The organism is Ruminococcus sp. FC2018 (assembly GCF_000621805.1).
GTDB lineage: Bacteria > Bacillota > Clostridia > Oscillospirales > Ruminococcaceae > Hominimerdicola.
On the sequence record NZ_JHXH01000012.1, the window covers coordinates 65,579 to 85,641 of the forward strand.

Sequence of the window (20,063 nt, forward strand, 5' to 3'; positions counted from 1 at the left end):
CAAAAGCACCGTGCATAGAAAGGTCATAAACATAATATGAAACAACGATTTGATGTAACGGGAATGACCTGCTCTGCCTGCAGTGCAAGGGTAGAAAAGGCTGTAAAAAAGCTTGAAGGCGCAAACGTGGTACAGGTCAACCTGCTCACCGCAAGCATGAATGTGGAATACGACCCGGACAGGCTTGACGAGGAAGGGATAATCTCGGCGGTAACAAAGGCAGGCTACGGAGCAAGCGTAAAAGGTGACAGCGGCAAAAAAGCTGCAAAGCGCAAAGAGGGACCTGACCCTGCCGAGGAGGCACGTAAAGCCATGAAGTCAAGGACTATCTGGTCCTTTGTGTTCCTTATCCCCTTAATGTACGTTTCCATGGGACATATGGCAGGACTGCCGCTGCCCTTTTTTCTCGAGGGAGAGAAAAACAGCGTAAGCTTTGCCTTTGCACAGTTTCTGCTGTGCCTGCCTGTGGCGTATATAAACTCAGGCTACTACACAAGAGGCTGGAAAAACATCTTCCGCTTGTCTCCCAACATGGATTCCCTTATCGCCGTAGGCTCCACCGCATCGGTGATCTACGGCATATTCGGCATCTTCATGATGAGCTATGGTATTTCCCACGACCGCATGGAAATTGTGGATCACTACCGCCACGACCTGTATTTTGAATCGGCAGTGATGATACTTGCCCTTGTTAACCTTGGCAAATATCTTGAGGCAAAGTCAAAAAGCAAAACAGGCAGCGCAATTACTGCCCTTATGGATCTGTCCCCAAAGACCGCCTCGGTGGAGCGTGAGGGCGTGGTGTCACAGATCCCTGTGGAGGAGCTTGAAAAAGGGGACATAGTGATAATAAAAGCCGGCGAGAGTATCCCCTGTGACGGAGTGATAATCTCGGGGAACGCATCAGTGGATCAGTCGGCTATAACCGGCGAGAGCATACCGGTGGAAAAGAATACCGGCGATAAGGTCATAAGCGCAACCATAAGCAAAAGCGGTTTTATAAAAATAAAAGCTACCCATGTGGGCAGCGACACCACCCTTTCAAGGATCATCACACTGGTAGAGGAAGCGTCATCCTCCAAAGCGCCCATTGCCAAAATGGCGGATAAGATCGCAGGCTTTTTTGTCCCCGTGGTCATGGGTATAGCCCTTGTAACGGCGATCGTCTGGCTGCTTGTGGGACAAAGTGCGGAGTTTGCACTTTCCTGCGCTATCTGTGTGCTGGTGATCTCCTGCCCATGCGCCCTGGGACTTGCCACCCCTGTGGCAATAATGGTGGGAACAGGCAAGGGTGCTGAAAACGGCATACTTATACGGTCGGGCGAGGCACTGGAGACACTTGGAAAAGCGGATACGGTTGTGCTTGACAAAACGGGCACCGTTACCTCGGGAAAACCCCGTGTCACAGAGGTCTGCCCTATGGGGGCAAGCGAAAAGGAGCTTTTGCAGATCGCCCTCTCCCTTGAAAGTCACAGCGAACACCCCCTTGCAAAGGCAGTGTGCGACTACTGCGTTGGCATAGACCCCCTGCCTGTCACCGATTTCAGGACCCATGCAGGGCTTGGGGTCAGCGCACAGGTGGACGGAGTTGAATGCTATGGAGGAAACCCCAGATTTCTTGAGCAGCAGGGAGTTCTCCCGCAAAGCAGTGAGCTTGAAAGCGTATTGAGCAGAATGCAGACTCCCCTTTTGTTTGCAAACAACAATGGACTGCTGGGAGCTGTTTCGGTGGAGGACACCGTAAAGCAGGACAGCCCGCAGGCTGTGGCGGAGCTTAAACGCAGAGGCATACAGGTGGTGCTGCTCACAGGCGACAGTAAGGCAGCCGCCGAAAAGACAGGCGCACAGATAGGTGCCCACCGGGTCATCTCCCAGGTACTCCCCGAGGATAAGGACAAGGTCATTTCTCAGCTTCAGCAGCAGGGTAACACCGTGGCAATGGTGGGCGACGGCATTAACGACGCTCCTGCCCTTGCAAGAGCAGATGTGGGCATAGCTATCGGCGCAGGCACGGATATTGCCATTGAAAGCGCAGATGCGGTGCTTATGAAAAACAGTCTTGCAGACGTTATCTCTGCCATTGACCTGAGCCGCAGCGTCATAAAAAACATAAAGCAAAATCTGTTCTGGGCGCTGTTTTACAACGTCCTTGCCATACCCCTTGCCGCAGGGGTGTTCTACAACGCTCTGCACTGGCGTTTAAGCCCGATGATAGGCGCCGCTGCCATGAGCATGAGCAGTCTTTTCGTGGTAACAAACGCTCTGAGACTTCGCCGCTTCAAGCCTTCGGTGCTTGATCCCCACGGGCAGCAGAGCGTCGGGAATACAACACACATTAAGGAGGAAAAAGAAATGAAAAACTACACAATGAAGATCAAAGGCATGATGTGCCAGCACTGCGTGGCTCACGTTAAAAAGGCTCTTGAATCCGCAGGCACAAGCGCAGAGGTGGACCTTGACAAGGGGGAGGCTTACATCAAAGCCGACGACAGCATCTCCACAGACACCCTCACCAAGGCTGTCACCGAGGCAGGCTATGAGGTAACCGGGATAGAATAGGCCCACCAAGGAGCAGCTATGGATATCATCAGACGAAGATATACCTTTTACGGCAGGGTCCAGGGCGTGGGGTTCAGATATCGTGCCTACTATGCCGCCCGTGAATTTGACATTGCAGGCTGGGTAAAAAACGAGTACGACGGCAGCGTTGTAATGGAGGTCCAGGGCACAAGGGAAAACATTGACAGTATGCTGCAGAGCATCGAAAACGGCAGATTTGTCAGCATCGACAACTTCCTGTGCCACAGCGTACCCACCGAAGAGGGCAGCACATTCGAGATAATCGGTTAAGAATAATACAAGCAGCCGAAAGCATATATTTCACCAAGAATAATTTTAATGTGGTGATGCTATGCTATTTCAGCTGCTTGAACTTTTATGCTCAAATTTTCTGTTTTTTGCCCTCCACTTTGACAGCTCGGGAGCCAACTTCCCAAAGCCCCTTTCCGCCAAAGAGGAACGTCGCTGCTTTGAAGCCATGGCAGCAGGGGACAAAAAAGCCCGTGATAAGCTTATCGAGCACAATCTGCGCCTTGTGGCACACATTATCAAAAAATACTACTCTGCCTCAGCCGACCAGGACGACCTTATCTCGGTGGGCACCATCGGGCTTATCAAAGCCGTGTCCACCTTTGACTACAAAAAAGGCTGCCGCTTTGCCACCTACGGCAGCAGATGCGTGGAAAACGAAATACTTATGTATTTCCGCAGCCAGAAGAAAACCGCCCTTGACAGGCATTTTGACGACCCGGTGGACTCGGATAAGGACGGCAATAAGCTTTGCCTTATCGACCTTATATCCGACGGAACAGATGTGGGCGACAAGATAGAGCTGGTTATACGCTGCGAGCAGCTTTATAAGTTCATCAGCTCCGAGCTTGATGAGCGTGAACGGACCATAATCCGCCTGCGATACGGCCTTGACAACGGAAAAGCCCTTACCCAGCGTGAGGTCGCCTCACAGCTTGGCATATCACGTTCCTATGTGTCAAGGATAGAAAAGAAAGCCCTTGAAGTGCTGCGGGCCAAATACGAGGGAAAATAACCAAAAACAGCTTTTAAGATTTGTGAAAAGGGTAAATTTATTGTGTAATCTCCTGCTTTTGTGCAGTTGATACTAAAATCCACTTGAAATTAAAGACGTAATATGTTATAATTACCACATAGTGAATTTTTGCGCTCAAGGAGGGATAATAAATGGATAGTCTTAAAACTGTGCTTATCGTTGACGATGCGTTTATTAACCGTGCCCTCCTGAAAAAGCTTATCTCCGGCTCATATAACGTTATTGAAGCCGAGGACGGCAAACAGGCGCTGGACATTCTGCGAAAAGACCCCCAGAGCATATCCTGTGTCCTGCTGGACCTTGATATGCCTGTAATGAGCGGCTATGAGGTGCTCAGCGCAGTCAGAATGGACCAGCAGCTGAACAAGATACCTATTGTTGTCACCACCTCGGGGGACGATGCCGACAGCGAGATAAAAGCCCTGTCCTTCGGTGCATGGGACTTTATCAAAAAGCCTATCGCTCCCCAGGTGCTTAAATTCAGGATAAACAACGCCATTGAGCGCAGTCAGTTCTCTGCCTATGAACAGCTGAAATACATGGCGGAGTTTGACCCCCTTACAGATATTTTTAATAAGGAAAAGTTCTATTCCGAGACCCAGGTCCTTATCGAACAGCACCCGGACAAGCGTTTTGCTATCATAAGGCTTGATATAAACCACTTCAGCATAATCAATTCCTTCTTTGGTATGGAAGAGGGAAACTCCCTTTTGCGCTATATCGCAAAGCATCTGCGTGTGAACACCGCCGATTTTATGGGCAGTGCCTTCGGAAGGATAGAAGCGGACATCTTCGGTATCTGCGTTCCTTTCTCGGACAAGCAGAGCGTGGAGCATTTTGTAATGCGAAGCATGAACGCTTTGCAGAATTTCTCCAACGCTTACTATATCGTCCCCTGCTTCGGTATTTATATCACCGGTGAGGAGGATATCCCCGTATCCATAATGTTTGACAGGGCTACCCTTGCGGCAAAGCACTGCAAAGGCAACTTTGTGAACTACTTTGAGTATTACAACGACGATATGCGCCTTCGCATCGAGAAGGAGCAGGAAATAACCAACGATATGAACATTGCCCTTCAGGACAGACAGTTCACTATCTATGTCCAGCCCAAGTACAACATCATGACCAACACACCCGCAGGCGGCGAGGTGCTGGTAAGATGGGTGCACCCCACAAAGGGCATGATACCCCCGGGATTTTTCATACCCCTGTTTGAAAAGAACGGCTTTGTTGTAAAGCTTGACGCATACGTGTGGGAAGAAGCCTGCATAATGCTGAAAAGATGGATAGACCAGGGCAAGGAGCCTAACCCTATCTCCGTTAACGTTTCAAGAGTTAATATATACAATCCACACTTTGTGGAGAACATTATAAAGCTGGTGGACAGATACCAGGTGCCCCACAATCTGTTTAATGTGGAGCTTACCGAAAGTGCCTATACCGACAACCCCGAGATGATGGTCAAAGCCATTGAGATCCTTCGCAGCCATGGTTTTACCGTTATGATGGACGACTTCGGAAGCGGTTATTCTTCGCTGAGTATGCTGAAAAATATACCTGTGGACGTTCTGAAAATAGATATGAACTTCTTTGTTGACGCAAACAGCCAGAGCCGCTGCGAAAGCATTGTGGCTTCCATTGTGAGAATGAGCAAGTGGCTGAATATCCCGGTTGTAGCCGAGGGTGTTGAAACGGAGGAACAGATAGGCTTTTTGCGGGAAATAGGCTGCGATTTCGTACAGGGCTACTACTATGCAAAGCCTATGTGCGTTAAGGATTACGAGCGATATGCCTTTGCCTCAAGCGGCAACCTTAACGACCTTATCAACATGGGCAGGAATGCCTCGGAGATAATGAGCCTTATCAACAGCAAGGTGGTTTTCACCGACAATCTCTCCCCTGCTGCGGTGATAGAATGTGACATCTATGACCCGGAGGATATGGAGATAATCCGTGTGAACGATGCCTTTTTTGAACTTCTCAACTCCCCCTCAAAGGTGCTGTATAAGTACAACCCAATGGATATTGTCTACGAAAAGGACAGATGGAAGATAGTTGAGAGCACCCGTGAAGCGATCGATTCCAAAGGCTCCGCTGAGTGCGAGTACAACAGATATATCTCCTTCAGCAACAGCTACAAGACTATCCATGCCACAATGGAATACATAGACACCATAGGCAGCAAAGCTATCGTCCTTGTCCAGCTTGAAGACGTTACGGTGGAAAGAGAGTTCCAGAAAAAACTGGACAAGCTCCGCCAGTCAATGCATTCGGATTCCGGGCTTTCCAACCGTATGCTCATCGTGGACAATGTAAAGTCCGATCAGCAAACACTTTCCTCCTTCTTCAGCGACAAATTCATCATCAGCACCGCATCAGACGGCAAGCAGGCACTTGATGCCCTGAAGGACAACAATAACGTTGACATAATCCTTCTTGACGTGGATATGCCTGTGATGAACGGGATAGAGTTCCTTAAAGCCAAAAATCAGGACCATGCCCTTCAGAGCATACCTGTGGTTATAACTACCGCAGAGGATTCACCTTCCCTGCAGCAGACTCTGCTGAATATGAACGTCAATGACTATGTGGTAAAGCCCTACGTCCGTGAAACAATGGTGCGCAGAGTTGACAACGTCCTTGGCTCGGATAAGTATTTCAGAGAGGTCATCAACAGACACAGCAATTCTCCATGGGTGATAAACGACTACACCACCGGTATATATACACGCAGCACCGCAGAAAAGCTCATCAATAAAATGATGAAGGAAAATGTGGGTATGTGTGCCTTTTTGACGATAACCGTTGACAGGTTCAAAGAAATAACCAAGGAAAACGGTGTACAAATGACTGACAGGATGATCTTTGAGCTTGCTCAGATGCTTATTTCCATGTTCAGGACAAATGACGTCGTTGCAAGGGTAAACGACGACGAGATATGTGTGCTTATGAGCAATATCGCCGGAGAGGAAACGGTAGAATCAAAGTGTGCGCAGATAACCGAAAAGGTGTCAAACCTGGATCTGAAGCTTACCGTAGCCTACCTGTCCTGCACCATAGGCGCAGTTGTGCTTGAAAACAATATGCGCTTTGACGAGATGCTTGACCTGTCCCATGCCGAGCTTGAAAAGGCAAAAAAAGACGGCGCAAGCTGGTCGGTAAAACTCCTTGAAAACAAATAAACAAAAAGCGGCGGACCCCGAAAGATCCGCCGTTTTTATTTTCACTTACATATCCTCGATAAGATAAGGTAGCTGTACGGTGAAACATACTCCCGTAGGCTCGGTGTTTTCCACCCATACACTTCCGTTGCAAAGCTGGACCACCCTTTGCACAAGGGCAAGTCCCAGACCGTTGCCCTCGGTTGACCTGGAACGGTCGCCCTGATAGAACTTTTCAAAGATCTTCTTGCGCTTTTCGTCGGGTATACAAGGCCCGTCGTCGGATATCTTCACCACGATGCACTGTTCCCCGTGGTAAAGCTTGACCCCGATGTGTCCGTTTTCATCGGTGAACTTAATGGCATTGTTGATAATGTTCTGCCATATCTGAGCCATAAGCTCCTCGTTGCCTATGTAAGTGGTCTGCTCAAGGTCCACCTCAAGCTCGATATTCTTTTTCGACCACTCCGGCTCAAGCACAAGCAGTATCTTTCTTATCTGCTCGTCCAGCAGGAACTTGGACTTTTTACCGATAGTCTTTTGGTTTTCCAGCTTGGTAAGGCTGAGAATGTTTGTCGAAAGCTTGGTAAGCCTTGATGTCTCGTCAATTATTATCTGGGTGTATTCACGCCTGTCCTCATCGGAAAGGCTCTCGTCCTGCAAAAGCTTGGCAAAGCCCTGAATTGAAGCAAGGGGCGTTTTGAACTCGTGGGAAACGCTGGAGATGAAGTCTCCCCGCAGAGTTTCTATCTCGGAAAGCTGTACCGCCATTTTATTAAAGTTGTTTGCAAGCATTCCGTACTCCATATCGTCCGGCACACGTACACGGACCGTAAAGTTACCCCTTGCGATCTCAGAGGTTGCACGGCTCATATCGTGCAGCGGCTGAAGTATTGTCCTGCCCACAAAAGATGTTATTATTGTACCGATAACTATACAGCCCACAAAGGCAAGTATTATAACAAAGTTCACTATCCAGTACAGACTGTCGTTTGAAAAGTTGTCGATATGATAATAGCTGTCATAGACCTTTATCACCATAGTGGCTTTGGGGATAATGCCCGATGTTTCGATATGATAACCCTTTTCGTCTATATCCCGCAGGTTTTCCCCCACCTCGTTGCTGTCCTCACGCAGTAATTCAACGGTAAACCCGGAGTTTGTTACCATTGAGATGATCTTTGCCGCATCATATGTCCCGTCAACGTTTTTGTCTTTCATAACCTCAGAAAGTGCGCTCGCCGATGAAGCTACCTCCGTAAGCTGTGTCTCGGCGTTCTTTTTCATTATCGGCGAAAAAATCAACAACAGCAGAGATACCGAAACAGTGGCAGAAATAAGCATGACCATAAAAAACATAAACGAAAGCTTGAATTGCAGCGTGGTCTTCATATTGTCCGCTCACCTCCCTGTCTTATTTATCCCTTGACCGCCTTGTAGCCCAGTCCTCTCACGGTCACGATGTTAAAGTCCTTACAATCGCCGTATCTTTCACGCAGACGCTTTATGTGTACGTCCACCGTTCTTTCGTCCACTTCCTTTTCCATTCCCCAAAGCTCGTCAAGGAGCTGACGGCGGGTAAAGATCTTGTTGGGGTACGAAAGAAGCTTGAAAAGCAGCATAAATTCCTTTGTGGGTATGGTCTCCGCCTGACCTCCCCCGATAGAAACGCTCTGTGCGTCGTAATCAAGCACACTGTCACCTACCACAAGGGAGTGCTCTGAAGCCATTTTTGATCTTCTCAGCAGTGCGCCCACACGCAGCACCATCTCGTTGAGGTCAATAGGCTTGACCATATAATCGTCCGTGCCGGCAATAAAGCCCTCCTGCTTGTCCTCAAAGGTCTCCTTAGCAGTGACCATAAGTATCGGCAGATCATAATTAGCACGGCGCAGCTGCCTTGTAAGCTCGTAGCCGTCCATGTTAGGCATCATCACATCCGAGATGATAAGATCGATATTAGTCTTTTCCATAACGTCCAGCGCATCCAGACCGTCGTTTGCGGTGTGGCATGAATATCCGTGCTGTTTCAGCGTTGCGCTGATAAGCTTTCTGAGGCTGGCGTCATCTTCAACAATAAGTATCTGAAACATTTACCCCTCACCTTTCACATAATTCCATTAAACCAATAAATCAGCCCTGCGGATCCGCCGCAGACTGCTTTCCCCTATACAAAAAACAGTTTACAACAAATTTATGAACTTGTGATTAAAATTTCTTCTGCCGCCGCAATCTTGTGCACAATGCACAACCTGATTGCCGAAAACGTTTAAGAAATTTATCTATTATGCGAAACAGAAACTTTTGGAAAAGCCCCTGAAATTCACATTCAATTCACACAGGGCTGTTATTATATATACAACAAAGAGAGAAAAGACTTAATCGTTTGACACTGAGTAGAACTTAAAACCTGGTCATACCAATGCGGCTCCCCAATCCGCCTGACAAGATTTTAACTTTTACTGAATGTCAAAAAAATCCCTTTCATAATTCCATAGATTAAAACCCATTCTTATGAATGGGTTTTAATTTTTATATTTTCCTGTGGGGTGTTGAGAATTTCAACTTCATATTGGAAGAAAAAATATTATTGTTTTTTGCAAAGTTCCTTGGGAGCATCTCTCAAAAGTCCTTATTCTGCCCTTTCTGCGCACTTTTGAGTGTCCAAAAAAATACTCAAGAAAATTTTTCCTACCCCCTCAAAATTCATATTCAATTCATATAGGACTGTTATTATATAGTTGTCAGAGGAAATGACAACAAAGATCTTACCTTTCTGGCTGTCCCCAATATTCGGCTTGAAAGTTTCAATACGCTAATTCTAATTTCCCTTTCATAATTCCATGAATTTAACACTTACTTCCAATGCAGGAGTGAGTGTTAAATTTTTGCCTTTTTTTCCATAAAATCCACGCTGATCAAAACAACTTTAGCAACGTGACCTATGCATTATGCAGGAGTGGGTGCTAAATATTTGCCCTCTTTTTTTATAAAAAATCCACGCTCCCGAAACGACCCGGGAACGTGGATTTTGTTTTTATCTGGTCAAAGTGTATTTTGACGCATATTCTTCAATGCTCTGCTCATAGGACTTAGGTCCGTTTGAATGGAGCTTATCAAGATATTCATGCTTTTTAAGGGAGGAATACTCCTTTTTGCTTGCAAGAAGATAAACCGCAATGTTGGAGCAGTGGTCGGATATTCTTTCCACATTGGTGAGAATATCAATAAAGTGTACGCCCACCTCAACTTTGCAGATTCCGCTCTTAGCCCTGTCGATATGTATTGATTTAAGCTCCTCCACAAGCCTGTCCACGACCTCCTCAAGAGGCTCGATGCGGATCATATCCTCCACTTCCATTGTCTTGGTGGCGTTTATAGCAAGGGAGATTATCTCGCTTATAGCGTCAAAAGTAATGTTAAGCTCCCTCGTAGCCTCCTCGGAAAAGCTTACCTCGTCCTCAAAAAGAGCCTCGGCAGTCTCAAGGATATTTATGGTGTAATCGCCTATTCTCTCGTATTCGGAGATAAGGTGGAAATAAGCTGTGACCTTGGCGGATTCGTCCTCGCTGAGTCCGCAATCGTTAAGCTTGATAAGGTACTGTCCAACCCTGTCCTCAAGCCTGTCGATAGTGTCCTCACGCTCTCTTATCTTCTCAGCCAGCTTAGGGTCGAACTGTTCGTATATCTTCATAACGGACTTAAAATTCTTCTGCGCCTGAACAGCCATTTGTACCACAGCCTCGCTGGTCTGGGATATGGCAACGTTAGGTGTAACAAGGAATCTCTCGTCCAGGTGGTCTTCCTTTATCTCGTCGTCCTCATCCTCAGGCTTGTCCCTGACTGTAAGGCAGGCAAGCTTTTCAAGCACCCCTGCAAACGGGATAAAGATAGCCGTGACCACGATGTTGAATATGGTGTGGAAGTTTGCTATATTTCCCGTGGTGAACTCGCTGTCCCAGAAGGACCAGCCCACCAGTATCTGATAGGTGTAAATTCCGATAAGGAAAATGATAGTTCCTATAAGGTTGAAGTAAAAGTGGAGCAGACCTGCCCTCTTTGCGTTCTTTGAGGAATTAAGGCTTGAAAGCATAGGTGTTACGCAGGTTCCTATGTTTGTTCCCATGATAATGGGGAACGCCGATGCAAAAAGGATAGCTCCCGAACCGGAAATTGCCTGCAAAATACCCACCGCAGCCGCACTGCTCTGTGTACATACAGTTACCACCGCACCTGCAAGGATACCCAGCAGAGGGTTTTCAAGCACCTGGAATATCTTTTTGAAGGCATCAAGCTGAGCCATAGGCTCCACCGCCGCTCTCATGGTGGTCATGCCCGTAAGAAGTATCGCCACACCCACAAGTATCTCGCCCACAGTCTTTTTACGGCTGCGCTTTGAGAACATGATAAGAATTATTCCTGCAATAGCAAGTATTGCCGAAAGGTTTGTAGGTTTTATAAAGTTCACGAAAAAGCTGCTGTCTCCCGACCCTTCAAGGTTAGCAAGGCGCAGTATCTGTGCGGTCATGGTGGTACCGATGTTGGCACCCATAATTATTCCCACCGCACCACGGAGCTTTAATATTCCTGCGTTTACAAGACCGATGACTATGACCGTGGTAGCCGTTGATGACTGTACCGCAGCCGTAACCACCGCACCGAAAAAGATACTGCTGAAAATGTTGCCCGACATTTTTGCCAGCACCTTTTCAAGCAGACCGCCCGATGCCTTTTCAAGCCCGCTGCTGAGCGTGTTCATGCCGAACATGAAGAACGCCAGACCTCCCACAGCAGCTATGATGTTAAAAATACTCAAACCTGATTTCCCCTTTTACTTCCTTTACCCTTACTTTTGCGTAAACTTTTCCCTTACTAACTTGTAGACCTCGTTAAAGCCCACTATTTCTCCACCTGAGTTTGAAGTGAGCCGATGAGTTTTTCCGTCCGTCTCATACACTGTCACAGAATATGACGGCATATCAGCGCCGTCTCGCTCTATCACATCTACCTTATTGTTTATCACCATTTCGGCATACTCTTTGAGCTTTTCAAGCTCGTCGCTCTCAAGTGTCTTTTCCTCACCGTTTTTATCATTGACAACTCTGCCGTCAGCGTACACCGTATAATTTGCCCTGCCCGATTCAAACTGCTCCTTTGTCATTTCGCCGCCGGGCTGATAGCCGAATGTGAGCAGCTTGCCGTCCGTGCTGACCTCGGTTATCCCTGTAGTCTGCTTTGACGAATCGCTGCCCGATGAACTTTCAGAGCAAGCCGCAAAGCACATCACCACCGCAAGCATCACCATAATAAAACTAAATCTTTTCATTACCTGTCTCCCAATTTGCAAAAAACAAACCAAAGCCCCAAATTATTCTCTGAGACTTCGGTTTTTTATTTCTAATGTTTTCTGCCTGCCACCAGAAGTCTGTTAAGAGCACGTTTGAGCTTCTTTTCCGCCCTGTCAAACTCCTTCTGGCTCTCGTGGCGTTTCATACGTTCCTCAGCGTTCTGCTTTGAGCGTTCCGCCCTTGCAACGTCTATCTCGTCCGCCCATTCAATAGCGTATGTCACCACTACAACGTCATCCGGGGAAACCTTAAGAAAGCCGCCTGAAAGTGCAGCCTCTTTAAGCTCTCCGTCCACCTCTATCAATATAGGCGACGACACAAGGTTTGCCACATATGGCACGTGTCCGTGAAGGATACCCACATTGCCCATGGTGGTCTTGGCTATTATCTGAGTTGTATCCCCGCTGAAAAAGGTTTTCTCCGGGGTAATTATCTTTAACTTGAATGGGGTCATGGTCTATCTCCTGATTTCATCAAGAATTTTCGCTGTTTTTCTTTGCCTTCTCCACAGCCTCGTCAATAGTTCCCACAAACAGGAACGCAGACTCCGGCAGGTCGTCATGCATACCCTCGATTATTTCCTTAAAGCCTCTGATAGTTTCCTTCAAAGGCACATACTTGCCCTGATAACCGGTAAACTGCTCTGCAACAAAGAAAGGCTGAGAGAGGAATCTCTGTATTTTTCTTGCTCTTGAAACGGTGAGCTTATCCTCGTCGGAAAGCTCATCCATACCCATGATAGCAATGATATCCTGAAGCTCAACGTATCTTTGCAGTATGGACTGTACCTTTCTTGCCACCTGATAATGCTCATTTCCCACAATTTCAGGGGTAAGTATCCTTGAAGTGGACTCCAGCGGGTCAACAGCCGGGAAAATACCCAGAGAAGCGATGCTTCTTGAAAGCACCGTTGTAGCATCAAGGTGAGCAAACGTTGTGGCAGGAGCCGGGTCTGTCAGGTCGTCGGCAGGCACATAAACTGCCTGTACAGAGGTGATAGAGCCCTTGTTTGTTGAAGTTATACGCTCCTGGAGCTGACCCATTTCCGTAGCCAGAGTAGGCTGATAACCAACTGCTGAAGGCATACGTCCCAGAAGTGCGGACACCTCCGAGCCTGCCTGTGTAAATCTGAAGATGTTATCTATGAAAAGCAGAACGTCCTGCCCCTCAACATCACGGAAATATTCCGCCATTGTAAGTCCCGAAAGACCCACTCTCATTCTTGCTCCGGGGGGCTCGTTCATCTGACCGTACACAAGCACCGTCTTTTCAAGCACTCCCGACTGCTTCATTTCAAAGTACAGGTCGTTGCCCTCTCTTGTTCTCTCGCCAACGCCTGTGAAAACGGAGATACCGCCGTGCTGGTTGGCAACGTTGTTGATAAGCTCCTGGATAAGCACTGTTTTACCAACGCCTGCTCCGCCGAACAAGCCTATCTTACCGCCTTTAAGGTATGGTGCAATAAGGTCGATGACCTTTATGCCTGTTTCAAGTATCTCGTTTGAAGCTGTCTGCTCCTCGTAAGAAGGCGGGTCACGGTGGATCTCCCACCTCTCCTTTGTTTCCGGTGCAGGCATATTGTCAACAGGCTCACCCAGCAGATTGAACATTCTTGAAAGTGTTTCAGGTCCCACAGGAACGCTGATAGCCTTTCCCGTGTCAACAGCCTGAGTGCCCCTTACAAGTCCGTCTGTGGAGCTCATGGCGATACATCTTACAACGTCGTCGCCGATATGCTGAGCCACCTCAACGGTGAGCTTTGTTCCGTTGTTGTCTATTTCTATTGCGTTAAGAAGATCGGGAAGGTTATCCTTTTCAAATCGGATATCCACAACGGCTCCGACGATCTGAACAACCGTTCCAATGTTTTTGCCTTCCATTTGTTTACCGCCTTTCAAAACAGTTTATTTAATAAAGCAAGGCTCATGCCTGCGGTGATTTCTTTTTCCCGTCTTTCCCTGCGATCCGCTATACCGCATCGCATATCCGGTGTGACACAGCAATTACACGCTGTCGTTGAGACTTGCCGAGGAGATCTCTGTAAGCTCCTGAGTGATCTGAGCCTGCCGAGCCCTGTTATACATAAGCGACAGGTTTTCTATCATCTCGTCAGCATTATCCGAAGCCGACTCCATCGCCGCACGTCTTGCCGCCTGCTCCGAGGCGAAGGAATCAACTATCGCCGAGTAAAGCAGTCCGCACAGATAAGTGGGGATCATGCCCTCGAACACCTCTTCCGGTGACGGGTCATATATAGGTGCCGCATGGCGTGTGTTTGTCCATGAATTAAGGTTTTCAACGGGCAGTATCGCCATTTCGCAAGGCTCCTGAGTTATCGCCGAAACGAACGTGGTATATATAAGGTCAACGCTGTCGAACTCGCCGGCTTTGAATCTTGCGGCAATATCCTCCGCAATATCCATGGAACCGTACATACTAAGCCCCTCGGCGATCTCGCTGAAGCTATCTGTAACGTTATAATCACGCTTTGAGAAATACTCCACAGCTTTCTTGCCGATAGCCATAATGCTTACTGTCCTGCCCTTTTGTTTAAGGCCCTCAGCCTTTGCAGCCGCTTTTTTCAGAACATTCACATTAAAGCCGCCTGCAAGACCTCTGTCCCCGGCAATGACTATCATAAGCGTTTTTTTCTTTTCCACCTTTGTGGTAAAAACAGATGTAAAGTTACTGTCTGAGGAAATGTCGCACATGGCATTGAACAGCGTTTCAAAAAACGGCTGCACCGCCACAGCTCTCTCCTTGGCACGGCGCATTTTCGAGGTCGCCACCAGCTGCATGGCTTTGGTTATCTGCTTGGTGCTCTCAACGCTCTTGATACGCCTTTTTACATCCTTCATATTGGCAGTTGCCATACCTCAGCGCTCCTTACTTGGATTTAAGGAATTTTTCCACATAATTTTTAAGGACTTCCTTGATAGCCTCCTCGTTTTCCGCAGTAAGCTCCTTGGTCTGGGTTATAGAGGAATAGATATCCGGGTGGCTTTCTTCGATCTCCTTAAGAAGGTCGTCCTCAAACTCCCTCACCAGGTTGACAGGTATATCCTTGAGGTAGTTGTTTACCACCGCATATATCATTACCACCTGTTTTTCAACGTCCATAGGAGAGTTTTTGCTCTGCTTGAGCACCTCAACGATACGCTCGCCCTGTGCAAGTCTGTCCTTTGTATCCTGGTCAAGGTCCGAACCGAACTGAGAGAAGTTCTGAAGCTCTCTGTACTGGGAATAAAGCAGCTTCAAAGGACCCGAGACCTTCTTCATAGCCTTTATCTGTGCGCTTCCGCCAACACGGGAAACGGAAATTCCCGGGTTTACCGCAGGTCTGACGCCCGAGAAGAACAGCTCTGTCTCCAGGAATATCTGACCGTCGGTAATAGAAATAACGTTTGTGGGGATATATGCGGAAACGTCGCCTGCCTGCGTTTCGATTATAGGCAGGGCGGTTATGGAGCCGCCGCCGTTTTCCTCGTTAAGGCAGCAAGCCCTTTCAAGCAGTCTTGAATGTAAGTAGAAAACGTCGCCCGGATAAGCCTCACGACCGGTAGGACGCTTCAGCAGCAGCGACATGGTCCTGTATGCCACAGCGTGCTTTGAAAGGTCGTCGTAAACGCAAAGCACGTCCTTGCCCTGAAGCATGAAATACTCTGCCATCGCAACGCCCGCATAAGGCGCAATGTACTGCAAAGGTGCCATTTCCGAAGCTGTTGCGGAAACGACCACGCAGTAATCCATAGCACCGTTTTTTGTAAGGGTATCCACCACGTTTGCCACGGTAGAACGCTTCTGACCGATAGCCACGTATATACAGATAACATTTTTACCCTTCTGATTGATTATAGTGTCAAGGGCGATAGTAGTCTTACCCGTCTGTCTGTCGCCAATGATAAGCTCTCTCTGTCCTCTGCCGATAGGTATCATTGAGTCGATAGCCTTGATACCCGTCTGAAGGGGTCTGTTTACCGACTGTCTTGTGATAATTCCGAAGGCAGGGCTTTCAACGGGTCTGTATTCATCCGTAAGAATACTTCCCTTTCCGTCGATAGGCGCACCCAGCGCATTAACGACTCTGCCCAGCATAGCATCGCCCACCGGGACAGAAACTATCTTGCCTGTTCTCTTAACGCTTGAACCCTCCGTGATGCCGTCCTCCGAACCGAGAAGAACGCAGCCCACAAAGTCCTGTTCAAGGTTCATAGCCATACCGTATGTACCGTTGCAGAACTCCAGCAGCTCGCCCGACATACATTTTTCTATGCCGTGAACTCTTGAAATTCCGTCACCCACCGTACAAACTGCGCCTACATCGTCAAGAACGAGCTTTGAACGATAGTCCTTTATCTGCTGTTTTATCAAACCTGTAATTTCATCAGGACGTAATTTCATAACAAAGACCGAACCTTTCAATTTATTTGCTGATACGCTTTACCAAGCACATCATACGATAGCGCTGTCAATCTGCGCCTTTATCTTATCCAGCTTTGTCCTGACGCTGGAATCTATCTGAGTATTGCCGTATCTCAGCACAATGCCGCCGAGAATGGACTTGTCCTGCTTTTCGTGCAGAATAATGCTTTTGCCCGAAACACCCTCCAGCTTCTGCACAAGCTTTTTGCGCAGGCTTTCCGAAAGGGGCTGGACCGTGGTAGCAGTCACCTCAAGGATATTCTTTTTGTCGTAGTACATCTGTTTGAACTGCTGTGCAATAGCAGGCAGATCTCTTATCCTGCCCTTTTGTGTAACAACGCACAGAAAGTCCAGCGCAGTGTCGCTGAGCCTGCCCGTAAACACCTGTGAAAGCACCTTTTGCTTGTCCTCAAAAGGGATAAGCGGTGATGACAGCATTTCCATAAATTCAGCCTGAGCTGGGTCTGAAAGGATATTTGAGACCTCCGTCAGCTCCTGGTATGTACCGTCAAGGGTGCCCTGCTCGTCGCACAATTCAAAAAGCGCCGTACCGTAAACATTTTCAACGCTGTTTGCCATTATACTTCACCCACATTGTCAATGAATTTCTCTATGAGTCTTTCATTATCCTCGCTGGTGAGATCCTTCTCAACAACAGCCGCAGCTGCGGAGAAAGCGATCTGTGAGATCTCGTCCTTGATAGCGTTGACGGCGATCTTCTTTTCACGCTCGATCTCATTTTCCGCATTGGTGCGGATACCCTTTGCCTCAACTCTCGCCTCGTCGATTATCTCATCGGCACGTACCTGAGCCTTTTTGGTAGCATCCCTGATGATCTCGGCGGACTCTTCCTTAGCCTGACCGATCTTTTCGTTATAGTCAGCCTCAAGCTTCTGAGCGTTCTTTTCCGCCTCATCGGCTCTGTCGTATGAAGCCTGGATCTCCTCCTGCCTGTCCTTGATGATCTTGTTGACCTTGTCAAAGAGAAAGTGCTTCAGTACCAGGAACAGGATAAGGGTGTTGAGCAAAGTAGCGATTATGGTTGTCAGGTCAATGGACATAAATTCGGTTATATCCCCTGATGCAAAGATCATTTACTTTACCTCCGTTCCTCTGTTTTTGAAAACAGAGCTGTTATTCCAATCAAAGCTTGCCGATAAACGGATTTGCAAACATAAGGATAAGAGCTACAACGAATGCATAGATACCTGTTGACTCCGCCATAGCAACACCGATGAACATTGTTCTTGTGCAGTCGCCCTTAGCCTCCGGCTGTCTTGCGATAGCCTCGATGGTCTTTCCAACTGCGTAACCCTCACCGATACCGGGTCCGATACCAGCGATCATTGCAAGTCCTGCGCCTACTGCCGAACATCCTAAAACTATTGCCTTTTCCAACATAATAAATCCTCCAATATGAAAGTTTAATGGTTTTCTTGTTATTTTATTTTCACCGCATCTGCGGCTGTTGATTAGATCAATCGCTCTCTGCTGCCGCACCCACGTTTACCATGGTAAGCATGGAGAAGATGTACGCCTGTATGCAGCCCGAGAACAAGTCAAAATACACCGACAGCACTGCCGGTATACCCACCTGGAACAAGCTGAAGCCCCATGAGCCTGCCGCAAAGCTCAGACCGACCGCCTTGGAAAGTGCCCCAAGAGCGCCATAGAGAAGGCTTGTAATGACCATGCCTCCCGCAACGTTTCCGAATAGACGGAATGCCATTGACGCAGGGGTAGCCACCTCGCTCACTATATTCAGCGGTAAGATGAACGCCACAGGCTGACCGAAGCTCTTTAAGTATCCTCCGAAGCCGTTGGCTTTTATCTTGTGGAAGGTTATGAGCATAAACGTCATCAGAGCCCATGTGCCCGTAACGTTTATGTCCGCCGTCATCGACCTCAGACCTATCATGCTCACCAGTGCGCCCAGCAGAGCGTACACCAGCAGAGTTGCTATGTAAGGAGCATAGTACATAAGCTTAACGCCCATGTTGTCCCTTACAAGTCCGTTGACGAAATTGACAAACGCCTCCGCAACTATCTGTCTTTTTTTATCCGGTATCTTTTTCAGTCCCCGTGTTATCCACAGGCAAAGAAAAAGCACCGCAACAATAATGATCCAGCCCGTTACCACCGTCTCGGTGATACGAATAGGTCCTATTTCAAAAACGACCTTTGGACCCTGTCCGATACCGTCCATTATGCAACTAACCTTCCTTTCCTGCTGTGAAGTGTTTTACCGTAAGGATTATCCTTGGGAAAAACTGGGGCACCAGCACCCCCACAACATTTATGTATCCCGTGAGCATAGCCGCTGCGCAAAGAGCGAACAGCCCTGCAAACCTCACCAGGTAGCAAACCAGCATCACCCGTTTCGCCCTTGGCACATCAAGCTCCACAGCCCTTTCGCAGCTGCGTGCCAGGTACTCATAACATACCCAGACATATGCAAATCCCACAGCGAACCCTGCCAGATTTGACAGCTTAAAGCCCCATATAAGCGTAAAAGCCCAGCAAACAGCGGTCATAACAGCCATAGGAACTATCATATCCCCAACCAGCTTACGCAGAGTCGACTTATTCTCCACAGTCCTTGCCTCCACTGTCAGATTTTTACGCTCCAAAACAGGTCAATGCACTCATTCTGCATTCCATGATATTATATCATTTTCCGTAATGTTTTTAAAGTATCCCCGCCTACATTTTAAATATATTTTACCTGTTATTAACCATTTGTTAACTTTAAATTTACATTTTTCAAGCACAAAAAAAGAGCGGCTCCTGCCGCCCTCTGTTGAAAAGTATCCGCCTTACTTGGTAATGTTGTCCACAACGTCGTCTGCGGTGCTCACAGTGTCGTCCACAACTCTCTTTCCGCCGTCCACAATGTCCTCAGCCATGCTCTCTGCACGGTCCATGACGTTCTTGGAAGAATCGTCCGATCCACGGCTGTTTACAGAGCTTTCGCTTACCGATGAAGATGGGTTTGAATCAACATTGTCGTTTCTTTCCGCACAACCTGCAAACATAGATGCGCACACTGCAGCACCCAATACAAATGCCATTATCTTTTTCATATATTCCATTTCCTTTCCGATAACGATTCGTTATTTGCCAAAATACATTGACTATGCTTATTATCTCACACAGAGCAAGGATTATACAAGAAATTTTTTTCAAATAATAAATATCACACCGGCGAAGCCGGTGGTTTTATAACAGCCCTAAAAGGGCACTTCACCAGCCGCCCCTTAAGGGGCACGTAATACGCTAAAGCTACCTACCGCATTACTTGATCTTCTACTTTGTTATATCTTTAAACGGATCCTGGTACTCTTTAAAAGATATCTGATCATACATCATATCTTCTTTCTCTTGGTCTCGTATATACTTTGCTATTCCGTTCTTATTTCCGCCAACAGTGCTAACATAGTATCCTCTGCACCAAAAGTGCCTGTTTCCGTACTTGTATTTCAAGTTGGAGTATCTTTCAAATAT

Annotated in this window: 19 protein-coding genes; 4 read left to right on the forward strand and 15 right to left on the reverse strand. The window is 47.6% G+C overall.

Annotation, left to right across the window (positions count from 1 at the left end):
• Nucleotides 1–36 precede the first annotated feature (36 nt).
• The 4 genes from T494_RS0109155 to T494_RS13480 all read left to right on the forward strand — a co-directional run bounded on the left by T494_RS0109155 (nucleotide 37) and on the right by T494_RS13480 (nucleotide 6,810).
• A complete protein-coding gene (locus T494_RS0109155) occupies nucleotides 37–2,559 on the forward strand; it encodes a heavy metal translocating P-type ATPase (protein ID WP_028506040.1) in 2,523 nt (840 codons plus the stop codon).
• Between the two features lie 18 nt (nucleotides 2,560–2,577).
• On the forward strand, nucleotides 2,578–2,850 hold the full coding sequence (locus T494_RS0109160) for an acylphosphatase (protein ID WP_028506041.1): 273 nt from the start codon (nucleotides 2,578–2,580) through the stop codon (nucleotides 2,848–2,850).
• A 61-nt stretch (nucleotides 2,851–2,911) separates the two neighbouring features.
• The gene (gene sigK / locus T494_RS0109165) at nucleotides 2,912–3,604 is read left to right on the forward strand and encodes an RNA polymerase sporulation sigma factor SigK (RefSeq protein WP_028506042.1); all 693 of its coding nucleotides are present in this window, start codon (nucleotides 2,912–2,914) and stop codon (nucleotides 3,602–3,604) included.
• A 152-nt stretch (nucleotides 3,605–3,756) separates the two neighbouring features.
• Nucleotides 3,757–6,810, forward strand: a complete 3,054-nt coding sequence (locus tag T494_RS13480) for an EAL domain-containing protein (protein ID WP_051540286.1) — start codon at nucleotides 3,757–3,759, stop codon at nucleotides 6,808–6,810.
• A 45-nt stretch (nucleotides 6,811–6,855) separates the two neighbouring features.
• Here the strand turns inward: T494_RS13480 and T494_RS12840 are convergent, their stop codons facing one another.
• The 15 genes from T494_RS12840 to T494_RS0109245 form a co-directional block, all read right to left on the reverse strand.
• A complete protein-coding gene (locus T494_RS12840) occupies nucleotides 6,856–8,181 on the reverse strand; it encodes a HAMP domain-containing sensor histidine kinase (RefSeq protein WP_028506043.1) in 1,326 nt (441 codons plus the stop codon).
• A 26-nt stretch (nucleotides 8,182–8,207) separates the two neighbouring features.
• Entirely contained in the window at nucleotides 8,208–8,882 is a 675-nt protein-coding gene (locus tag T494_RS0109180) for a response regulator transcription factor (protein WP_028506044.1), read from the reverse strand.
• Nucleotides 8,883–9,826: 944 nt separating this feature from the next.
• On the reverse strand, nucleotides 9,827–11,605 hold the full coding sequence (locus tag T494_RS0109185) for a Na/Pi cotransporter family protein (RefSeq protein ID WP_028506045.1): 1,779 nt from the start codon (nucleotides 11,603–11,605) through the stop codon (nucleotides 9,827–9,829).
• A 30-nt stretch (nucleotides 11,606–11,635) separates the two neighbouring features.
• The gene (locus T494_RS0109190; protein ID WP_028506046.1) at nucleotides 11,636–12,115 is read right to left on the reverse strand and encodes a hypothetical protein; all 480 of its coding nucleotides are present in this window, start codon (nucleotides 12,113–12,115) and stop codon (nucleotides 11,636–11,638) included.
• Between the two features lie 71 nt (nucleotides 12,116–12,186).
• Nucleotides 12,187–12,591, reverse strand: coding sequence for an ATP synthase F1 subunit epsilon (atpC, locus tag T494_RS0109195; RefSeq protein ID WP_028506047.1), 405 nt, complete (start codon nucleotides 12,589–12,591; stop codon nucleotides 12,187–12,189).
• A gap of 19 nt (nucleotides 12,592–12,610) precedes the next feature.
• Nucleotides 12,611–14,017, reverse strand: coding sequence for a F0F1 ATP synthase subunit beta (gene atpD, locus T494_RS0109200; RefSeq protein ID WP_028506048.1), 1,407 nt, complete (start codon nucleotides 14,015–14,017; stop codon nucleotides 12,611–12,613).
• A 123-nt stretch (nucleotides 14,018–14,140) separates the two neighbouring features.
• Nucleotides 14,141–15,010, reverse strand: coding sequence for an ATP synthase F1 subunit gamma (gene atpG / locus T494_RS0109205; RefSeq protein ID WP_028506049.1), 870 nt, complete (start codon nucleotides 15,008–15,010; stop codon nucleotides 14,141–14,143).
• 13 nt (nucleotides 15,011–15,023) lie between these two features.
• The gene (gene atpA / locus T494_RS0109210; RefSeq protein WP_028506050.1) at nucleotides 15,024–16,538 is read right to left on the reverse strand and encodes a F0F1 ATP synthase subunit alpha; all 1,515 of its coding nucleotides are present in this window, start codon (nucleotides 16,536–16,538) and stop codon (nucleotides 15,024–15,026) included.
• A 51-nt stretch (nucleotides 16,539–16,589) separates the two neighbouring features.
• Nucleotides 16,590–17,138, reverse strand: a complete 549-nt coding sequence (gene atpH, locus T494_RS0109215; protein WP_028506051.1) for an ATP synthase F1 subunit delta — start codon at nucleotides 17,136–17,138, stop codon at nucleotides 16,590–16,592.
• The gene (gene atpF / locus T494_RS0109220) at nucleotides 17,138–17,653 is read right to left on the reverse strand and encodes a F0F1 ATP synthase subunit B (protein WP_028506052.1); all 516 of its coding nucleotides are present in this window, start codon (nucleotides 17,651–17,653) and stop codon (nucleotides 17,138–17,140) included. Before atpF ends, atpH begins: the two co-directional genes overlap by 1 nt.
• A gap of 49 nt (nucleotides 17,654–17,702) precedes the next feature.
• On the reverse strand, nucleotides 17,703–17,960 hold the full coding sequence (atpE, locus tag T494_RS0109225; RefSeq protein WP_037344477.1) for an ATP synthase F0 subunit C: 258 nt from the start codon (nucleotides 17,958–17,960) through the stop codon (nucleotides 17,703–17,705).
• 76 nt (nucleotides 17,961–18,036) lie between these two features.
• Nucleotides 18,037–18,765, reverse strand: a complete 729-nt coding sequence (locus T494_RS0109230) for a FoF1 ATP synthase subunit a (protein WP_028506054.1) — start codon at nucleotides 18,763–18,765, stop codon at nucleotides 18,037–18,039.
• Nucleotides 18,766–18,772: 7 nt separating this feature from the next.
• The gene (locus T494_RS0109235; RefSeq protein WP_155984075.1) at nucleotides 18,773–19,189 is read right to left on the reverse strand and encodes an ATP synthase subunit I; all 417 of its coding nucleotides are present in this window, start codon (nucleotides 19,187–19,189) and stop codon (nucleotides 18,773–18,775) included.
• Between the two features lie 186 nt (nucleotides 19,190–19,375).
• On the reverse strand, nucleotides 19,376–19,642 hold the full coding sequence (locus T494_RS0109240; RefSeq protein ID WP_028506056.1) for a hypothetical protein: 267 nt from the start codon (nucleotides 19,640–19,642) through the stop codon (nucleotides 19,376–19,378).
• A gap of 223 nt (nucleotides 19,643–19,865) precedes the next feature.
• Nucleotides 19,866–20,063: IS200/IS605 family transposase (locus T494_RS0109245; RefSeq protein WP_028505267.1), on the reverse strand; the 198-nt coding region annotated here is incomplete at its 5' end.